We start from the raw sequence: 16,844 nt of genomic DNA on the forward strand, positions 1-16,844 counted from the left end.
TTTTCTCGGCCTGCCGACACGCGTGGTGCTTGGTTCTCGGACCATCGGGTCGATCGGCTGCGAGGGCCGTCCGCCGAAGGTAATCCTGGTGGACGATGCCAGGATTTGACGTGACTTCACCAAAGATGAATTGGACAGGGAACTATGCGAAACTTTGACGAGATCACGATCACTGACGCGGTCGTCGACCGTCTTTCAGGTGCGAGCGACCGGCGAGCGGCTGAGGTCAGCGTCGCCTTGGTCCGGCATCTCCATGCTTTCGTGAGGGAGGTACGGCCGACGATCGAGGAATGGGAAAAGGGGATCGCGTTCCTGACGGATACCGGCAAAATGTGCAGTGACACCCGCCAAGAGTTCGTGCTCCTGTCAGATACGCTCGGCGTCTCGATGCTCGTGGATGCCATTAATCACGGAGCAGCCCAGGGCGTCACCGAGTCGACGGTGCTTGGGCCCTTTTACGTCGAGGGGCCACCCGAGAAAGGGCGTGGGGATAACATCTCTGGCGGTCTCGAAGGTGACCCGCTCATTGTCACAGGAACGGTGAATGCTCCGGACGGCACGCCGATCAACGGCGCCGTCGTCGATGTCTGGCATTCGGACGGCGATGGCTACTACGATGTCCAGCAACTCGGGGAGACTGGTGGCCTAGCAATGAGGGCCCGGTTCTCGACGGACGGAGATGGGAGGTTCAGTTTCTGGAGTATTAAGCCGGCGGCATATCCCATTCCTCACGATGGTCCTGTCGGAGCCATGTTAGAGAAGCAGGGACGGCATCCGTGGCGACCGGCGCACATCCACTTCATGATTTCGGCGCCTGGCTATCAGAAGCTGGTGACGCACATATTCGCGGAAGGCGACGCGTATCTCGACACCGACGTCGTCTTCGGCGTCAAGGACAGCCTGGTGCGCAAATTTGTCGAGATGCCGGCGGGGCAGGCGCCGGACGGCCTTATCCAAAACTCGCCCTTTTTCCACCTGCACTACGACTTCGGCTTGCACTTATCTTGAGGCTCGATTTTCGATAGGCGATGCCCACCAAAATGGGCACCAGCGATCAGCTCGTTCACCTTCTCCCCGTCAGGCGAAATCCAGGCGGAGCGCGAACCGCCCACGAACGAAGAGGGCACGTATCTGGTGCGGTTACTGGTGCGGCGGCGGCGCGGAAGGCAACGAGAACGAAGTAAGCTATTGATCCCGTTGGTGGGCCCGGCAGGACTCGAACCTGCAACCAGACCGTTATGAGCGGCAGACTATCGGTCAGCTTCGTTGATTTTGCTGCGGTTTCATCTGCGTTCGATCGCGTTTGTTGCGTTTTGGTGAGGTCGTTTCTGGTGCTAAACTGGTGCGGCCACGCCTACACGCGCAGACGGGCCGGCTTTGACATCTATAGGACTGTTTCAGGACGATTATTGAGCGGATCGACTTGGTCCTCTCAAGGCTGAAACAGGGGTTCGATTCCCCTAGGGAGCGCCAGCCGGGAAGTCATGGCGTTGTTTTCCCATCGCTTTTTACGGCTTTTCCCAAACCTTCCGGTGTGGTTTGGGAAGGTTTGTTCTTCCGATGTTCATTGAGCTGCGTCACCGCGCGCTTGCCGCCGCGCTTCCGATCGGCCTCGCGGGTGTAGCGTTCGGCCTCGGCCAAGGTCGTATGGCCCAGCGCGGCCATTATGTCGTGAGCGCTGCAGCCGGCGTCGGCGAGCAGGCGGCCGAGCGTCTTGCGCAGGCCGTGCGGCTGGCAGGATAGAGGCAAGCCGGCGGCGGTGATGGCATCGCGCATGAACCGGCTGAAACCATCGACCGTAAATGGCTTGCCGTAGGCCGTGGTGATGACCACGAAATGCTTGCGCGGCGTCGCCGCCAGCGCCTTCTCCAGATCCTCGGACACGGCCATGTCGACGGCGACTCCGGTCTTGTGGCGCCGGTAACAGGCACCATCGTCGACCTGGGGCCACGTCAGCGCGTGGGTGTCGATGCGCGCGGTGCCCATGTTCAACATGAGCGCATAGGCGGTGCGCTGCTTCGTGCCGATCGGCCAGCGCCGTTCATAGGCGGCAAGCTCACGATCGGTCCAGGCCCTGATCTCGCCTCCCTTGGGCCGCTTGATGCCAGCCGTGGGGTCTGGCGTCAGCTTGAAATGGTTGATCAGGATGCGCAGCTTCTTCAGCGTGTCGAGCGCGGCGCCGGGCTTGTTGGCGAGCGGTGCCAGAATGAATGTTTCGATTCGCTCTTTCGTGAGCCCTGAGAATGCGCGGTGGCCGTGATCGGTTCTGATCTGCTCGAGGCGTGAGCTGTAGCCGTCCTTCGAGGAGTCGCTTAGTGCGCGATACGCCGGACTCGCCATGTAGGCGGCGATCTTCGCGCTAATACTGTCGGGCGAATCCTTCTTCAGCACCACCTTGGTGGTGCCGCCCATTGCCGCGATATACGCTAGACGAAACTCTTCCGACGTCGGATCGTCGGGCAGACGGATGCGTGGCCCGTTCTGACTGCGTATCCTGAATGACAGGTACGTGTTGCCTTTGACAGTGTTGCGTTCGACATGCAGCGGGAGCTTGCGGGGCATCAGGTCCATCCCACGTCGCTGGCGGCCAAGGCCTCACCCTCATGGGGCAACGCCTCAACGGCCAAGTCAAGCTCTCTCACGTCCCACGCTTTGCGTTTGTCCCCTAGAACACGGGCGCGTGGCATGCGCCCGTCCAACACCATGCAGTCGAAGGTATTCGGACAGACGCACACATAGGCCGCGGCCCCGTCGCGCCCGATCAGGCGCGGCGGAAGGGAAGGTGGAAGCGCGGCCTGCTTCGGCATCACTGCAGCTTCTCGATTATCGGATCAACTTCGCGATCAGGGCCCAACAGGATTAGCCGCTGGTTCTCCCAGGACTCAGCCTCAGTCTCGGACGGTCCATGCACGACATCAGGTTCGTGCTGGGCGCACCAATAGTGCCGACCAAGAGCGTCGACGCCGTTTCGGGTGCAGATGGTGTCACCGATTTTCATGCGCTTTGACGTCACCGCACCGCCTCGCGCTGCTCGCGCTGCATGCGATCGCGCAGCGTTCTGATGATCTCTGCGGTTTGCGAGGAGATGTTGCGCTTCGCCTGGGCCGCCAGCCAGGTCTTCACATCGAGAGGCACGCGAACAGAGATGACGACCGATTCCCGTTTAGGTAGAATACCAAATGCTCCAGACGCATTCACGATGCGTGTGTGCAATATGGATTGCGCACATATGGCGAACCAAGGGCAGCCGTTCCGATGGGCGACCCGAAACCGGTATGCTGCTACAGAAATTTCCTCCCCAAGATTTTCTCCCAACTATGTGATACTGAAAAACGGAAGGGCCGACCTGATGGGCGGCCAGCCTTGTCGGTGATGCCGGCGCGATCAGCGAGCGGGCGTCGAGGTTGACCTCGGACTATTGCCGAGCTGCGCTCCACTTCCCGATCTTTTTTGATGGATAAGTGCCCGGATGACTACGGCACTAGCTTGTTTGCGGGAACCGTGAGCGGCAGCATGCCCCCTGCGATTCGCAACCGCAGGTAAAAGCATGGCTGAGGACACCCCCGATTACGCTACCTGGCTGCCGGTGATCGGCCGCTCGCTCGCGAGGCTTGCCTTGTCAAAGGCTTGGGAGGAGGCGCCGGACAAATATGGCGAGGTGCTCGAGCGGGTGAAATTCCTCGAAGGACTCGGGCTGCCGACAAGGGACGCCGCAGAGGCGGCAGGATCGACCGCCGCATCCGTGCAGGTGATGCGAAGCCGCAGTAGGACCAGGAAAGCCAATGGCAAAAAAGGCAAGAAAGCGCGCGTCCGCCGGTGATACCGCTGCCGAGCAGGGGATTCCCGTGCTCGACAAGATCGCTGGGCTGCTGGCGCTGCTCTACGTGAAGGACATCGAGGACAAGGATGCGGCGGCGCTCAAGCTCGATGCGATCGGGTTCACGTCGCGCGAGATTGCGGCCCTCCTTGATGTCGGGCCGAACTACGTCAACGTCGCCCGCCACCGTAAGAGCAAGAAGCGGTAGTGCCGAAAATCAACCAGGAGCTGCTTGAACGCCTCGCCGACAAGATGGGGATCACCATTAAGGCGGTCTACAATCACGTCCAGAAGGTCATGCGAGAGACGCGGCTGGAGCGAAATCTGGCTGCTCTGGAGCTCGCCCATCGTGTTGGGGTGAACATCAGCCGGTATTCGACGGCAGAGGAGCGAGCCGAGCTCCGCGGCGGCGTTTCGTCTAACAGCCGCCGGCACCGGGATGATGCGCCAGTGGAAGCCGTCGAGCGCCCGGTGCGCCGTGCGCAATCGCGTGCGAAGAAGCCGGCGAAGCGTACCAAGGGCAATACCGTCTTTGTGGTCCATGGCCGTGATGATGCGCTGCGCAGGTCAATGTTCGAATTCCTGCGCGCGCTGGGATTGCATCCGCTAGAATGGGAACATGCGATCGACGAGGCAAATGAGGGGAATCCCTACGTCGGAAAGATCCTGAACGTTGTTATGGAGAAGGCCGAGGCCATCGTCGTGCTGTTCTCGCCCGATGACCTCGTGGAGCTCAAGCCGCACTTCGTCAAGGCCGCGGAGCGGTCCACCGAGGGCAAGCAGCAGGGCCAGGCGCGACCAAACGTTCTGTTCGAGGCTGGCTTGGCGCTCGGCGCCTATCCTGACAAGACCGTGATGGTCAGCATCGGCAGGGTGAAGGACTTCTCGGACATTGGCGGTCGCCACATGGTGCGTCTGAACGATAGCACACAGAGCCGCAACAGCTTCGCCAGTCGTCTGGCGAGGAAATGCCAAGTCAATCGGATCGGTAATGACTGGATGACTGCAGGCAAGTTCGAGCCAACCGAGTCTAAGCCGGCGAAGAAGCGAGCTTAGGATTGTGTCTAGATAAGGAAGGCCGCCCTCGCGGGCGGCCTCATCGTCGTCTCGGCAGTGCAGACGTGATCAGCGCGCCGCGACGCGCTTGGCGTCGAGCTCGAGGATTGCGGCTATGATCCCGTCGTCGTCATCGAACTCGGCATGACGCACGATCCTTAGTTTGGCGTCCAGGCCCTTTGATGTGAAGGCGCAGGTTGCGATGATCTTACGCTGCAAGTCGGACGTCTTTTGGATGAGATTCGTAGGGGCGCCGTTCATGGGGTCACGTTTGACCGCGAGATCCCACTGCGCCGAAAGGATATCATGGTGCTTGATCATCGCGAGCAGTGCGGCGTCGGGGTTCTACTTGGACGTGGTAGAATGGTCGGTAGCCTGGGCCATGTGTAACCTCCAAGGTGGCTCGGGTTAGGCTCGGCAGGCATTTCACAGATGTCGGCCGGGCCGCTGTACTCGACGGCATCGCCATGCTGCTCCTTCGCCTGACTCAACGTCAACGTTCCGGATTTCACAACCTGGTGTTGCACCATTTGAGTGCATTCGTCAGCGCACCAGGATCGCGCGCTTCGGCCGGTAGCAACTCGATGACGATCTCGCGCGCGGCCCGCACCCAATGGGGCAGCGGCAGAATCGCATCAGCATGAGGCTCGGCGGCCCGACCATAAAGGCGCAGATGTCGGCTTTCGGGAGCTAAGCAGAAATTCTCTGCTCAATCAGAGCATTTGCCGGTTTTGACCCATTGCGGACTCCGCTGAGTGCTAGTCACCTTTGGCACAAACTGCACATCACATATTTCTTCATGTTCACTAGCATGCAGACATCGCTAAGGCGCGATTTTGCAGTGCAGTATCCAGGTGAATGCGGAGTGAAGCATGATCAACACAGACGCGCGCGAACGAACAGCGTCGCCAAGAAAAATTGATCGCCGTACTCTGCTTTTGGGAACGTCCATGCTGGCTGCAGCTGCAGCGATGAGCAGCGCGGCGTTCCCGCAGGACCAAAGAGCTGCGCCCGCTACCGCACAGCCAGCCGTACCCTCGGGCCGCCAGCCCAACATCCTCTTTATCATGGGCGACGACATCGGCTGGTTCAACGTGAGCGCCTACAATATGGGAATTATGGGCTATCGCACGCCCAACATCGACCGAATAGGCAGGGAGGGTGCCGTGTTCACTGACTGGTACGGCCAGCAGAGCTGCACAGCGGGTCGAGCCGCCTTCATCACGGGACAGACGCCGGTGCGCACGGGACTGACCAAGGTCGGCCTGCCCGGCGCCGAGCTTGGCCTCGGCCCACTAGATCCCAGCGTTGCTGATGTCCTGAGGACTTACGGCTATGCCACCGGCCAGTTTGGCAAGAACCATCTCGGCGACCGCGACGAGCACCTGCCGACGGCGCACGGCTTCGACGAATTTTTTGGCAACCTCTATCATCTCAACGCCGAGGAAGAACCGGAGAACCCCGACTACCCGAAGGATCCCGAGTTCCGCAAAAGGTTCGGACCGCGCGGGGTGATCAAGTCCAGCGCAGACGGAAAGATCGAGAACACCGGACCGCTCACCAAAAAGCGGATGGAGATTATCGACGAGGAATTCCTCGACGCGGCCAAGGACTTCATCGGCCGCCAACACCGCGCCAACAAGCCGTGGTTCTGCTACTTCAACTCGACGCGCATGCACGTCTTCACGCATCTCAAGCCGGGATCCCAAGGCAAGACCGGCAAGGGCCTCTATCCGGATGGCATGGTCGAGACCGACGGGCATGTCGGCGAACTCCTGAAACTCGTCGACGATCTCGGCGTCGCCGACGACACCATCATCGTCTACACAACCGACAATGGTGCTGAAGTGTTTACCTGGCCCGACGGCGGCGCGACGCCTTTCAAGGGCGAGAAGGCCACCAACTGGGAAGGCGGCTTCCGCGTGCCGTGTCTGATCAAGTGGCCCGGAGTCATTAAGCCCGGAACCGTCATCAACGACATCTGTGCACATGAAGACTTCATACCGACATTCGCGGCCGCCAACGGGGATGTGGACCTGGTCGAGCGGACGAAGAAGGGCACGACGTTAAACGGCAAGCAGTTCAAAGCGCATTTCGACGGCTTCAACCTGCTGCCGTTCCTCAAAGGCGAAGCAAAGGAGTCGCCGCGCAGCGAATTCCTATACTGGAGCGACGACGGCGATCTGATGGCCATTCGCGTTCGTGATTGGAAAATCGCCTTCATGGAGCAGCATGCTGAAATCAATCCGAAACTTCCAATCGGAGTCTGGCAAGGCCAATTTACGAAGCTCCGCGTGCCCAATTTGTACAATCTGCGGGCCGATCCGTTCGAACGCGCCACAACAAGCATGCTCTATAGCGATTGGCACTCTCACCGTGTCTTTCTACTCGTGCCCGCACAAGCCATTGTTGCGAAGTATATCGAGAGCTTCAAGGAGTTCCCACCGCGCGCAAAAGCGGCGAGCTTCACGATCGGCGATGTCCTGGACAACATCATGACGGCGGGCCCGGGGAAAAATTGATGCTCTGTCCATCGGGGCGGCGAATCGTCCGCTCCTGTCAGTAATTGGCCCTTCGCGGACCTCCTGCAATGTCCGCTTGTGCGCCGCTGTCGGGAGCATTGCGGACATCAAACGCGCCTTGGACGGCACGTAGGATCAGCGTCGCGACGAAGCCAACGAGATCAAATAGTTTGGTCATCGCACGCCGTTGTGAAAAGGTCGCCAAGCGAAGCCGCCGCTACATCCACGGTCGACCTCGCCGGCTCCCCCGAGCGCTCGCAGTTGGATGGGCTGCACGCGCTTGAAGGAATGAAAGTCAGCGGCGGGCGCCACAGGGAGACCAAAACGCCCGCCGCCGGGCGCAACCCGCTGCCCCACGGAGAAAAGCAGCGTCGTGACGGTCGCGGTAACTCATCCCATGTTGCGACAATGCCACCACCGGTGCCGAGCGTGGCTGCGGTCACGCGACGAACTTGCATCTGCAGCTGGAAGACACCGACCGCGAGCGGGATCGAGACCGGCGCCTGATCGGGATCATCAGCAAAGATTACCGTGACCCCAGTGCCGCCGGCCCCGATGGTCACGATCAAACTGGAAGTGACGTCGGAGAGATCGTTGTTAGGATCGGGGGTGATCGCTTTGGCATGGCGCCCCGACGACATCGGGGCGCGCTGGGTTGCGAACAACGGATCGCGCGCGGTCTTCGTCATCGAAATAATCCTAACGGAGTGGGGTTCGTGTGCGATGAAGCCTCAGCGGCCAGCGGGCGAGGCCGGACGGGGTGGATGACGGCAAGTGGCCGCGGCGCGGTGGCGTCCGTCGAGAGGCGCGCCAGGACTGTGGTCCAGCGGCGAAGTGCTTCCATCATCTCATCAGGCGTCGGCTCTGGCCGTGATGCCTCGCTGCATGCCACAGCCGCGCGCTCGCCGGCCCTAAGCCATTTCAGTTTGACCGAGGACCCCGGGCCGGACCGTCCCTGTTCGCCGAACACTGCGGCGATCGCGATAGCATCCGCCTCAGCTTCGACAAGCTGACTACGCGCGGCCTCGCGCCGCGCCAGTGCTGCCGCGTGCTCCTCATGAAGCACAGCGATGAGATCGCCGTCGAGATCGTCCACGCCCGCGGCGATCAGTTTGGCCAGGCGCGCTCTGGCCGGCGATAATATTGTCATGCGGTGATCTCCCTGGTTTTGTCGACTGGCACGTAGCCCGCGGCGGTTTTCACCATCAGCTTGTTCGCGGCCGGAGATGGATCGGGATCGAGGCCTAGACGCTCCCTTACCTGGTTGATCGTCATGACGCCGTTCTCGGCGTAGCTGTTGAGAATGATCGACTGCTTCTCCTGGTCGATCTCGTCTTCTTCGATCCATACGAATTCCAGATCGTCGGAAAGAAACTCATCGGCGATCACGCCGTCTAGCAGGTCCTTCGCCCAATTTTTTACCGGCTCGATTCCCTCTTCCTCCGATTGCCGTTCGTGCTGCTCGGCGATGGAGCGGTTCGAGAGCGTGACGAAGGCCGACGGAGGATACGAGAACGCAAAGCAGATGATCCGCACCAGCCACTCGTCTATCTCCGTCTTGAGCGGCGGTTCCTTGAGTTGCTTATAGTCCCCGCCGCCGGGCATAAACTTCATCTGGCGGCGGCGACCGAGATTGCCAACAAACAGATTGTCCCAGTAGTCTTGGAATTTCTGGATCTGGTCCGACGTCCATGTCGGAGGCAATCCGTACAAACTCTCGGGCTGGTTGCCTTCGCGGTAATATTCCAGTTGATGTGTCGCGCGGCGCATCGCGGTCGACACCGTCTGCACCAATTGCTCGCACGGGCTGAAGCCGTATACGTGGCCGGGCCGGACGTTCATTGGTGCGTAGCGTAGGTCCCACCTTGTGAGTGAGGCCGCCGGAAGCCCGTGCAGAATCTGCTGAAACATGGGCGGAAACATCGTGCCACCGACAAGCCGGAAGCCGAGGGCGCGATGGTTCTCCAGCGTGATGGTCTGGCCGTTCCACTCGAATGGCGCACCGGTCCATCTAATCGGCCGCGGTGCGCGCCCATCTGGTCCGATGATCTTCTTGACGGTGCTGCCGTCGACGATGCGGAGACCGACGAGGTCGCCGCTATAATTGCGGTCGCAGTAGATCGAAGGCGCATCGATGACGAATAGGTCATCGAGTAGAGAACGAAGCCAGGCGCGAAAGTTGACGTCGTGGTCAGGCGTCTTGATGAAGTTGGTGATGTCGGCGATGCGTCCCCTTGTGGCAGGTGATAGCTCACTGGTCTTCGGACGCCGGCCGGTGTCTTCGTGCTTGAGTCGGATTCTCCAGGGTAGTCGGCAGATTTGATCCTTTTGGCGCTCAATGATGAGGCGGACCGGATCGTAGCTGTCAGCGAGCGCCCGCAGCGAGACGAAGTCGATTGACTCGTAGGCGCGGGGCTGAGTGTTGAGATTGTAGCCAGGGACAAAGTCCCAGGCCCGTCCGGCAACCTCCGACGGTGCCAGAGGCCGCATCGGTGCCTGCGGTCCGAACCAGTCCGCACCGGTGCCCGGCGGTGCTGTCGGGTATCCGCCGTTGGCGTCAATCTCAGTCATCAACCGCGCTTCACCGCGTGGGGTTGAGATCTTATCGAGTTCGGTCATTCGGCAAACCTCGCGTGCCGCCGCGCGAAGCGCTTGCTTCGGTCGGCGACCTCATTGTGTTCGGCAAATGCTTGGTTGCGGTATTTCAACCAGGCCGCGATTTTAGCGAGCGTCGCGTTACCGGCTTGCAGTCTAGAAACATGCTCCTCGAGGAGTAGTTTTTGCTCCTCCAGCAGCGCGGTCCGCCGATCCGCTTTCGCCAGTTTGGGTTGGCCTGGTTGGATCGTGGCCTGGGCCTCGGCGTGGTCGGCCAGGATTGTCTCCCATTGGCCATCGAAGCGCCGGCAGATCTGCTCGTAATCACGCCGGAGCACTTCGTTACTTTTGAACAGCACGACGGCGTCCTCCGCATCATTGCTTATGATCGCTACGGTGCTCATCATCACCGATATCCCCGTTCCTGAAGCACCTCGCGCAAAACCGCGCCGGGGCTGTAGCCCCGTAGGGCTTCCCGCGCCATTCTGCCTCGATCGAGCGGATGAATCGGGCGTTGCGCCTCGATCTCGGCGAGTATTGCATTAATGTTGACGCGGGCCGGCTCACGAAGCGGCTCAAGACCAGCGGCAATCTCTTGATTCGCAGCGACGAGATTGGGGGTGGAGAGCGCCCCCTTGAGCAGGCGGCGAGCGTGATCTTTGCTGACGCGAAATACTAACTCGTTTCCATCGAGCTCGACGAGGTAAGCGTGGCCGTCGTCCTCGAGATGGGACGGCGCCTGGTCCTGCGGCGGCCAGACGATGCGCACCTTATCGCTAACCGGCGGCGGCGCGATCGCCGCCTCGACCATGCGCTGGTAGTGCACGAGCATCGACGGCACCGGCGCGCCGAGGTCGGGACAGGCCAGCGTCACGGCGCCGGCTGCACTGGTTGCCCAGTCATCATGTTGCCCAGACGGGTGATCGATGTTCGCACCACGCCGCACCAAGGTCAGAAGCTGGTTTCGCAGCTTGGCGCTGTCCAACAGCTCAACTTGGTCGGCGTTCAGCGCCACCTCGACATTCTCATAAAGATCCGTGCGGGTCGCCTTGTGGACGACGTAGTCGATGCCGCAATCGGCAAAGTCCCGGCGGAAGGTTTCGCCAGCATAAGCATCACCACTGACGGTTTTGATCCGATAGCGGGAACAGGTGGCCGCGAATCTCGCCACGGCGAGTCGGGGATTAAACGGGATCGCTTCGCCCTGATTGATGACCAGGTCGATGACCACCCTACGGCCGTCCCAATGCGCGATCGCGAGTGTCGCATCGTCGCTGCTGCCACCAGACATGTCGACGAAGGCGAGGTAATCGATTCCGTCGACCGGATCGAGCGCATGACGCCCGGTGACGATGGCACGCTCTACTATGCCTTGGTCGAAGAAAGCTCCTTGTGGAGCACCCGGCGGATTATGATGAAGGCGCCGAAAGCGCGCCGACGGCAGACGGCGGCGCTGCTGTGCGAGATAGCCGAGACCTTCCGGCCATGACCGCCAGCTAGGATTTGCGCGTTGATCCGGCGGCAAACTGACGGCTGCCGGATCGGTCGTGAAGTCGGCCGAATACCACGAAAACAGCATTCGCGGGTCTTCGCCACTGATGCCGATCTTCTTCAAATCGTGAAGCGGTGCGCCTTCGAAGTCGAGGAGACTGTCATAGCTAGTCACCCACTGCAGGACGTCGCCGCGGGTCGGGTCCGGCTGTAGGGCCTCCATCAGGCTCCAATCGCGGTAGGCGTGGATTTCATCGTAGCCGATGAAGCAGGCTGTTTTGCCGTGCTGGCCCGCGACGTTGTTCGCCGGCAGCACCCGCATGGTACCCTTGCCGTCCTTGCGGCGGATTCGTCGGAGAGGATCTCTAGCTCCTCCGCAATGTCGGGATTGGCCGCAATCAGCTTCTTGGCCAAGTCGAGATCTTGCTCGGCTTGGTCCTTATCATTGGCCACGATCAGGACGTCGGAGCCTTGCGGACTTTCGCGGCACACCAGGCAGTAGAGACCGGCGAGGATAAGGTCGAGACTCTTGTTGTTCTTCTTTCCGCGGCCGCTGACCACCAGGTTGATTGCTGGGATGCTGGTGCCGTCCAGGTAGGTGTCGAGCGCCCTGCGGAAGATTTCACGCCGATACGGTTCGATCACCAGCGGCTTGCCGTCAATCCAGTTCAAGCCGGCGAAGAACTCGATCGACGTGATCGGCGGCATCACGCTCTCCTCGCATGCAAGCCGAGGAGGTCACGAAACAGCGGCGCCTCGTCCGGCCGCGGCATGCGGCCAAGCTTCAGGTCGCCGTTACCGGCAACGTCGAGCACGGCGAGGCCGAGCAGTTTCCGGACCGTCGCGGCGGAGGTTCGCTGCCTGATGGTTACGATCAGCTCGCCATGATGGGGCCTGATCTCGCCAGTCGTGCCCGCGATCATGACGATGGTGCCGTCGTGCACGCGGGTGTGATACTCGTGCACCATCAGTACGTCGGCCAAAGCCCGGAGGCGGCGTGTCGGCGGTGCGCTCACAATGCCTCCTCCGCGGCCTTCCGGGCCGCGCCGATGGCGGCGATGCGCTCCGCGGCGGACGGGCCAGGCGAAGTCTTCGCCGGTGCCGGTGGCGCCGGCTTCTGTCCGCCCGCCCTCATGGATTGGTTGATCAGCCGCCGCAGCTCTGTGGTATCCCCACCGATTGCTTCGATCTGCTCGGCACGCCAGACCAGGACGGCGAGGTTTTGGGCCCAGATCCTGTCGGTCGTGTTTGCCGGCCGATTGAGATCGGTGAGCAAGCCGGTCGCGATCTCATCTCGATGAGCGGCATCGGCTTTCAGCCGCCTCGCCAACTTCGTGCGCCCATCAATTTTGGATAGCGCGGCTATCTCCGCCATTCGAGCACTCATCGCCACTGCATGTTCGCGGTATGTCCACAGTATCCGCCCAGCATTTTGTTTCAAATGACAAGTTCGTAATAGCTGTTAAAAATCAATGGCTTGCACGGGATCGGTGCAGATGTGTTTCGGAGCGTCCGGAGGCGAGGCCGAGGCGATAGGTTGCCGAGTTTTCCCGATTCAGTTACGAAGCCGGGCAAAACAAGAAGAAGACCAGCGCCCTATGAAGCAAGAAAAACAAGAAGAATTCGGAATAATTGAATTTCCCAAAAGCGCTTTCAGCTGCACGGTGCACGATCGGACTGCGACGTTGGCTGTATTGGAACTTCCGTCCTCGGCTGATATCCCGGACGCGTTCGAGCTGTTCATTGATCGCAAGCGGTTCCGGTGCCGCGCGCTATGGCGCGATGAACAGCGCCTCGGAGTTAAGTTCGTGTGAGCGAGGCGATCAGGCCGCGATCATGCGCGAGATCGCAGTCGCCGAGTAGCGCTGGCCATTCTTGGCAACATGGCCCGCGGCCTCCAGCTCGGCGGCGATGTCACGCAGCGACCGCTTGCGCCCGTTGATGGTGTAGCGGTGCAGTTTCTTCGCCAGCTCGACCATCGCGGGATTGCGCTCCTCATAGGTCTTGCGGCCGCCACACTTGCCGGTGGCCTGTAGCTTGCGCTCGCGAGCCACCTTGAGCTTTTTCACGAGACGCTTCTTTTCAAGCTCAGCAAAGGTCGCGGCGACCTGCCGCATTGCTACCTTGAACTCGTCCTCGGTGTTGGTCAGCTCGATGTCGCCGGCCGCGGACCAGCACGAGACCTGCCGCGCGATCAGCGCCACGATGCCAAGCTCTTGCACGAGCACCTTGCGCGCGAAGCGGCTAGCATCCTCTACAATGACCGTACGGGTGCCGTTCGCCTCCAGGGCATCCAACATCGCCGAGAAGCCGGGACGCGATGCAATGTCGTCCTCGCCCCACACAGCGTCATCCGAGAACGTGCCAACGATGGTGAAGCTGTTGCGCTTGGCAAACCGCTCGATCGCGGCGAGCTGGCGCTTCTGGGAGTCCTTGTCCTCGCCGACATTGGTCGCGCTGGAGGTGCGGAGATAGGCGAAAGCCTTGATTAAGTCTTTGCGGAACATAGCGTTATCCTCAAAGCCTGTATCATTTCCCTGAGGAAACGTAACAGAATGGCGCCCGGCATTCAAGGCCGCGCTTGGTCGAGCTCAGGAACGTCGGCCCGCACGTCGCGTTCACAGCGAATGAAGTGGCATCTACAGCTCGGCCTCGCCGCGCTTACGGGCTTACTAATCCTCGGCATGCTGTGGCTTAGGCAGCACGAGATCGAGATGGGCGCGCAGCGGCTCGAGCAATCCGAGCTACGGCATACGTCCAGGTAGCGGGCGCAGCCGCTTGAAAAAAATGGAGGGGCGCGGATGCGCGTGGGGAGAACGCATCCGACAGGAACGCGCGCCGGCTCGAGGGCGTTGCCCGATAGCGCGGTCCTCACGGCGAGGCTGCGTCCGCCGTCGTCGCCCTCCCTCTTCGCAGAAAGGGGCGGCGGCGGTGCGGTTCGGGCGGTTCTCGCGAAAGCCAGATTAGGGCCAGGAAAAATCCGAGCGTCCGGATGCGTCTGCCCAGAGTGTCTGCCAAGCGTGCGGATCACGCGGCGCCGACGTTCGGCCGGATTTGGAGCGAGGTGAGCCGCGGCGCGCGATCATGGGCCACTGCAGCAGCGGCTACTGAGTCAGCGAGACGGCCCCGGCCCGGCGGGGTATTTCGGGGGTGTGGGCCGGGCCGCTGCGCTTTGGTGTCGGTTGCACCAAGCAGGGGCGCGCCCACGCACACAGCGAAAGGCCGCTCTGTTCGCTTTCGCACAGTTCTGTTGCCTATTTTTCCCGAATTGATTCACATAGGCAAATGCAGTCGGGACATAAGCGGCGTACTCGCCACCTCTGCAGGTGATTGAGAGGCGATGGTGAGTGAAAGCGCGCGGGCAGCGACCAGATTTCTCATTCGCATTGGCGGCGTTGGTTGGATGGTTTACGATCGAGAACGCCGGGGTCCAGCACTGATCGGCACCGACTGGGCAGCCAGTTTGACGCGGGAGCAGGCCGAGCGAGCGTACGAAATCCTTGTTGGCTCAGCGCCCGAGTCTGAATTACCTCGCGGGCACTAGTCGTCCCAAATGCGCTCGCCACACTTACATTGGTAGAGCCGAACGGTCTTGCCCTTGCGGGTATCGAGTATGGATTGAGCCAGACGGGGGAAGGCTGCGCAGGTTGGGCAACGTGGGCCATCCTGCGTCTGTTGTTTTGGCAGTTCCGCCTTCGTCTCCTCCACCACTGACTTCGTTCCTGATCCGTAGATGAGTCACATAAGTTAATAACGGCGCTTTTGTTCCTTTCCTTCGAGCGCATCATTTGGGACATTTGGGACATCTTCCCGGCATGTCCCATTTGTCCCAGATTAGGACTCGGTGGTGACACGCGGAACGGCAGAGCTCGCCGCAGGCGCGGCCGGGTCTCCACGAGTCCAGGTCGGCGAGGTCGGGAGGTGTGCGGCCGCGCATGTGGTCCATCAATCCACGGCGCCCCGCGCGAAGCGCGTCTGGCAGGCCGTCGAGGAGACGGTGTGCTAGCGCGGACGCTTCAGGCGCCGCGCTCTCAGCCTGCGGGCCAATGGCGAACAACACGGTTGTTGCTGATGACATGGATGGCGGTGATGCCGAACCTCGAAAAGTCGGTGCCGGCGAGATCGCTGCTCGGCTGCGTTGGCAATGGCACTTTTATTCCGTGATGCGTTCTATTCTTACTTATGTCGCATCTCGCATTTTTGGTGCCACCCTGAGCGGCCAATGTTCCATTCGCCTTATGGCGTTGATAGGTTCGCTTGCTGTTGTAGCCTGCAACCTTCCATGCCGGGACTTCCAACTTCGGCCGACCTCGCTTGCGGCCGGAGCTACGCTTCGCCCGGTATCGGCGGTTGGCTGCAGCGTTCTTCGCCTTCTTCGCCGCGTCACGCTCTTTGTAGTCGGGATCATCATTGGCGCCGATGAAACGAAATCGAAGGGCTTGGCGGTCGCGCACGGTGATCTCGAGCGTGATGGCGCACTGATCGTGTGACCAGCGTCTGTTTGACGTCTCGGCGTCGGCGACGATCTGGTTGAGCTTGGCATCGGTCAGCCACGGAGCCCAGCGGCGGCACCAGCGGCGGACCGACCGCTCAGGGTTGGCGGCGGATGCCAGGTATGCATGGTCGGCGCCCCATTTTAGGATGCTCCAGCCGCGCTTGTTCCGTGGCAGCACTTCCCAGCCGCGGTGGGCGAACCATTGCTTGGCCTCTTTGAGGCGCCCCCGGGCGAGCAGCGTCTGCTTGTCGCCCGCGTTCTCCGAGATCATGGCCGCGCCTCCGCGAGAGCGGCCCGCACGCTCACGACGATTGCACGCAGCTCGCTAATGGCCCAGCGGCAAATCTGGCCATTAGCGAAACCCTCGCCGCGACCTAAGAGCAGGTCCTCGACTAGCTCGCGCTGATGAACGGGCACACGGTAGCGGTGATGGAAGCACCACCACGCCATGCTATTCCAGTCGTCGAGAGACGGCTCAGGCGGGCCCCATGATCCACGCTGGCGTGGCTGCTGCTGCTGATACTGTGGCTGCAGGCCGCGTTCCGCGGCGCCTGCGAGATCATGCAGGTCCAGGCCGGCAGCTCCAAGCGTGCGCTTCAGCGCCGCGATCGCAGCGACAGCTTCGCCGGTCTGGTTCGAGCTTAGCGCCAGCCGGAGCAGTTGGCCGATCCGTGTCGGATCGACCTCGCTTGCCTTCTTTCGAGAGCGGCGCGGCTGACGGTTCATCGGCGCGCCTCCATGTTTTTTGAGGCGAGGCGATGCAGTGGCCCTTGCGCGAGCGAGAGCGACGATCTATTTTTGTCGGCGATAGCTTTCGTGATGGTGAGCTGTCGAGACGAGCTTCTCAGGGCCTGGTCATGTCGGTGAC

21 protein-coding genes and 1 tRNA gene are annotated in these 16,844 nt (G+C 61.2%); 8 read left to right on the forward strand and 14 right to left on the reverse strand.

What is annotated here, in order from left to right; all coding sequences use genetic code 11:
- Nucleotides 1–144 precede the first annotated feature (144 nt).
- A complete protein-coding gene (locus tag NLM15_RS11805) occupies nucleotides 145–1,008 on the forward strand; it encodes an intradiol ring-cleavage dioxygenase (protein WP_254117117.1) in 864 nt (287 codons plus the stop codon).
- Nucleotides 1,009–1,406: 398 nt separating this feature from the next.
- Nucleotides 1,407–1,473: transfer RNA gene (locus tag NLM15_RS11810), tRNA-Glu, on the forward strand.
- A gap of 9 nt (nucleotides 1,474–1,482) precedes the next feature.
- Here the strand turns inward: NLM15_RS11810 and NLM15_RS11815 are convergent.
- Together NLM15_RS11815 and NLM15_RS11820 are read right to left on the reverse strand one after the other, a co-directional pair.
- Nucleotides 1,483–2,562: a tyrosine-type recombinase/integrase gene (locus tag NLM15_RS11815; protein ID WP_254117118.1), complete on the reverse strand. Its 1,080-nt coding sequence runs from the start codon at nucleotides 2,560–2,562 to the stop codon at nucleotides 1,483–1,485.
- A gap of 447 nt (nucleotides 2,563–3,009) precedes the next feature.
- Nucleotides 3,010–3,213: a hypothetical protein gene (locus tag NLM15_RS11820; RefSeq protein WP_254117119.1), complete on the reverse strand. Its 204-nt coding sequence runs from the start codon at nucleotides 3,211–3,213 to the stop codon at nucleotides 3,010–3,012.
- 334 nt (nucleotides 3,214–3,547) lie between these two features.
- Between NLM15_RS11820 and NLM15_RS11825 the strand changes: the two genes are divergently transcribed.
- The 3 genes from NLM15_RS11825 to NLM15_RS11835 are packed head-to-tail and all read left to right on the forward strand — an operon-like array spanning nucleotide 3,548 to nucleotide 4,873.
- The gene (locus tag NLM15_RS11825; protein ID WP_254117120.1) at nucleotides 3,548–3,820 is read left to right on the forward strand and encodes a hypothetical protein; all 273 of its coding nucleotides are present in this window, start codon (nucleotides 3,548–3,550) and stop codon (nucleotides 3,818–3,820) included.
- A gap of 25 nt (nucleotides 3,821–3,845) precedes the next feature.
- Nucleotides 3,846–4,025, forward strand: a complete 180-nt coding sequence (locus NLM15_RS11830) for a hypothetical protein (protein WP_254117121.1) — start codon at nucleotides 3,846–3,848, stop codon at nucleotides 4,023–4,025.
- A complete protein-coding gene (locus tag NLM15_RS11835; RefSeq protein WP_254117122.1) occupies nucleotides 4,025–4,873 on the forward strand; it encodes a nucleotide-binding protein in 849 nt (282 codons plus the stop codon). Before NLM15_RS11830 ends, NLM15_RS11835 begins: the two co-directional genes overlap by 1 nt.
- A gap of 69 nt (nucleotides 4,874–4,942) precedes the next feature.
- On the opposite strand, the gene NLM15_RS11840 is transcribed toward NLM15_RS11835, so the two are convergent.
- Nucleotides 4,943–5,194 carry a hypothetical protein gene (locus tag NLM15_RS11840; protein ID WP_254117123.1) on the reverse strand — a complete coding sequence of 84 codons (252 nt, stop codon included), beginning with the start codon at nucleotides 5,192–5,194 and terminating at the stop codon, nucleotides 4,943–4,945.
- A gap of 551 nt (nucleotides 5,195–5,745) precedes the next feature.
- On the opposite strand from NLM15_RS11840, the gene NLM15_RS11845 reads away from it, so the two are divergent.
- Nucleotides 5,746–7,395 (forward strand): arylsulfatase, encoded by a 1,650-nt coding sequence (locus tag NLM15_RS11845; RefSeq protein WP_254117124.1) that lies wholly within the window; start codon nucleotides 5,746–5,748, stop codon nucleotides 7,393–7,395.
- Nucleotides 7,396–7,556: 161 nt separating this feature from the next.
- Here the strand turns inward: NLM15_RS11845 and NLM15_RS11850 are convergent, their stop codons facing one another.
- The 8 genes from NLM15_RS11850 to NLM15_RS11885 are packed head-to-tail and all read right to left on the reverse strand — an operon-like array spanning nucleotide 7,557 to nucleotide 12,856.
- Complete coding sequence (locus tag NLM15_RS11850; RefSeq protein WP_254117125.1) at nucleotides 7,557–8,084, reverse strand: hypothetical protein; 528 nt, start codon at nucleotides 8,082–8,084, stop codon at nucleotides 7,557–7,559.
- Complete coding sequence (locus NLM15_RS11855) at nucleotides 8,081–8,545, reverse strand: hypothetical protein (RefSeq protein ID WP_254117126.1); 465 nt, start codon at nucleotides 8,543–8,545, stop codon at nucleotides 8,081–8,083. The genes NLM15_RS11850 and NLM15_RS11855 overlap by 4 nt, the downstream gene beginning before the upstream one ends.
- Nucleotides 8,542–10,014 (reverse strand): phage portal protein, encoded by a 1,473-nt coding sequence (locus NLM15_RS11860; RefSeq protein ID WP_254117127.1) that lies wholly within the window; start codon nucleotides 10,012–10,014, stop codon nucleotides 8,542–8,544. Before NLM15_RS11860 ends, NLM15_RS11855 begins: the two co-directional genes overlap by 4 nt.
- The gene (locus tag NLM15_RS11865; protein WP_254117128.1) at nucleotides 10,011–10,397 is read right to left on the reverse strand and encodes a hypothetical protein; all 387 of its coding nucleotides are present in this window, start codon (nucleotides 10,395–10,397) and stop codon (nucleotides 10,011–10,013) included. The genes NLM15_RS11860 and NLM15_RS11865 overlap by 4 nt, the downstream gene beginning before the upstream one ends.
- Nucleotides 10,397–11,803: a hypothetical protein gene (locus NLM15_RS11870; RefSeq protein WP_254117129.1), complete on the reverse strand. Its 1,407-nt coding sequence runs from the start codon at nucleotides 11,801–11,803 to the stop codon at nucleotides 10,397–10,399. Before NLM15_RS11870 ends, NLM15_RS11865 begins: the two co-directional genes overlap by 1 nt.
- Entirely contained in the window at nucleotides 11,704–12,189 is a 486-nt protein-coding gene (locus NLM15_RS11875; RefSeq protein ID WP_254117130.1) for a hypothetical protein, read from the reverse strand. The genes NLM15_RS11870 and NLM15_RS11875 overlap by 100 nt, the downstream gene beginning before the upstream one ends.
- Nucleotides 12,189–12,497 carry a hypothetical protein gene (locus NLM15_RS11880; RefSeq protein ID WP_254117131.1) on the reverse strand — a complete coding sequence of 103 codons (309 nt, stop codon included), beginning with the start codon at nucleotides 12,495–12,497 and terminating at the stop codon, nucleotides 12,189–12,191. Before NLM15_RS11880 ends, NLM15_RS11875 begins: the two co-directional genes overlap by 1 nt.
- Nucleotides 12,494–12,856: a hypothetical protein gene (locus NLM15_RS11885; RefSeq protein ID WP_254117132.1), complete on the reverse strand. Its 363-nt coding sequence runs from the start codon at nucleotides 12,854–12,856 to the stop codon at nucleotides 12,494–12,496. The genes NLM15_RS11880 and NLM15_RS11885 overlap by 4 nt, the downstream gene beginning before the upstream one ends.
- Before the next feature lie 121 nt (nucleotides 12,857–12,977).
- Here NLM15_RS11885 and NLM15_RS11890 point away from each other — a divergent pair, with 121 nt between their 5' ends.
- Nucleotides 12,978–13,295, forward strand: a complete 318-nt coding sequence (locus NLM15_RS11890) for a hypothetical protein (protein WP_254117133.1) — start codon at nucleotides 12,978–12,980, stop codon at nucleotides 13,293–13,295.
- A 9-nt stretch (nucleotides 13,296–13,304) separates the two neighbouring features.
- Here the strand turns inward: NLM15_RS11890 and NLM15_RS11895 are convergent, their stop codons facing one another.
- On the reverse strand, nucleotides 13,305–13,988 hold the full coding sequence (locus NLM15_RS11895) for a recombinase family protein (RefSeq protein ID WP_254117134.1): 684 nt from the start codon (nucleotides 13,986–13,988) through the stop codon (nucleotides 13,305–13,307).
- 1,340 nt (nucleotides 13,989–15,328) lie between these two features.
- On the opposite strand from NLM15_RS11895, the gene NLM15_RS11900 reads away from it, so the two are divergent.
- Nucleotides 15,329–15,487, forward strand: coding sequence for a hypothetical protein (locus NLM15_RS11900; protein ID WP_254117135.1), 159 nt, complete (start codon nucleotides 15,329–15,331; stop codon nucleotides 15,485–15,487).
- A 25-nt stretch (nucleotides 15,488–15,512) separates the two neighbouring features.
- Here NLM15_RS11900 and NLM15_RS11905 read toward each other — a convergent pair whose 3' ends face one another.
- On the reverse strand, nucleotides 15,513–16,247 hold the full coding sequence (locus NLM15_RS11905; protein WP_254117136.1) for a hypothetical protein: 735 nt from the start codon (nucleotides 16,245–16,247) through the stop codon (nucleotides 15,513–15,515).
- Nucleotides 16,244–16,702, reverse strand: a complete 459-nt coding sequence (locus NLM15_RS11910; protein WP_254117137.1) for a hypothetical protein — start codon at nucleotides 16,700–16,702, stop codon at nucleotides 16,244–16,246. Before NLM15_RS11910 ends, NLM15_RS11905 begins: the two co-directional genes overlap by 4 nt.
- Nucleotides 16,703–16,844 lie beyond the last annotated feature (142 nt).

The sequence above is a fragment of the Bradyrhizobium sp. CCGB20 genome, assembly GCF_024199855.1.
Taxonomy (GTDB): Bacteria; Pseudomonadota; Alphaproteobacteria; order Rhizobiales; family Xanthobacteraceae; genus Bradyrhizobium.

Bases quoted from the DNA above. Each gene is read 5' to 3' on its own strand.
- NLM15_RS11805 (WP_254117117.1), top strand. From the start codon at position 145: ATGCGAAACTTTGACGAGATCACGATCACTGACGCGGTCGTCGACCGT.
- NLM15_RS11815 (WP_254117118.1), bottom strand. From the start codon at position 2,562: ATGCCCCGCAAGCTCCCGCTGCATGTCGAACGCAACACTGTCAAAGGC.
- NLM15_RS11825 (WP_254117120.1), top strand. From the start codon at position 3,548: ATGGCTGAGGACACCCCCGATTACGCTACCTGGCTGCCGGTGATCGGC.
- NLM15_RS11840 (WP_254117123.1), bottom strand. From the start codon at position 5,194: ATGATCAAGCACCATGATATCCTTTCGGCGCAGTGGGATCTCGCGGTC.
- NLM15_RS11845 (WP_254117124.1), top strand. From the start codon at position 5,746: ATGATCAACACAGACGCGCGCGAACGAACAGCGTCGCCAAGAAAAATT.
- NLM15_RS11850 (WP_254117125.1), bottom strand. From the start codon at position 8,084: ATGACGAAGACCGCGCGCGATCCGTTGTTCGCAACCCAGCGCGCCCCG.
- NLM15_RS11855 (WP_254117126.1), bottom strand. From the start codon at position 8,545: ATGACAATATTATCGCCGGCCAGAGCGCGCCTGGCCAAACTGATCGCC.
- NLM15_RS11860 (WP_254117127.1), bottom strand. From the start codon at position 10,014: ATGACCGAACTCGATAAGATCTCAACCCCACGCGGTGAAGCGCGGTTG.
- NLM15_RS11865 (WP_254117128.1), bottom strand. From the start codon at position 10,397: ATGATGAGCACCGTAGCGATCATAAGCAATGATGCGGAGGACGCCGTC.
- NLM15_RS11870 (WP_254117129.1), bottom strand. From the start codon at position 11,803: ATGCGGGTGCTGCCGGCGAACAACGTCGCGGGCCAGCACGGCAAAACA.
- NLM15_RS11875 (WP_254117130.1), bottom strand. From the start codon at position 12,189: ATGCCGCCGATCACGTCGATCGAGTTCTTCGCCGGCTTGAACTGGATT.
- NLM15_RS11885 (WP_254117132.1), bottom strand. From the start codon at position 12,856: ATGGCGGAGATAGCCGCGCTATCCAAAATTGATGGGCGCACGAAGTTG.
- NLM15_RS11890 (WP_254117133.1), top strand. From the start codon at position 12,978: ATGTGTTTCGGAGCGTCCGGAGGCGAGGCCGAGGCGATAGGTTGCCGA.
- NLM15_RS11895 (WP_254117134.1), bottom strand. From the start codon at position 13,988: ATGTTCCGCAAAGACTTAATCAAGGCTTTCGCCTATCTCCGCACCTCC.
- NLM15_RS11905 (WP_254117136.1), bottom strand. From the start codon at position 16,247: ATGATCTCGGAGAACGCGGGCGACAAGCAGACGCTGCTCGCCCGGGGG.
- NLM15_RS11910 (WP_254117137.1), bottom strand. From the start codon at position 16,702: ATGAACCGTCAGCCGCGCCGCTCTCGAAAGAAGGCAAGCGAGGTCGAT.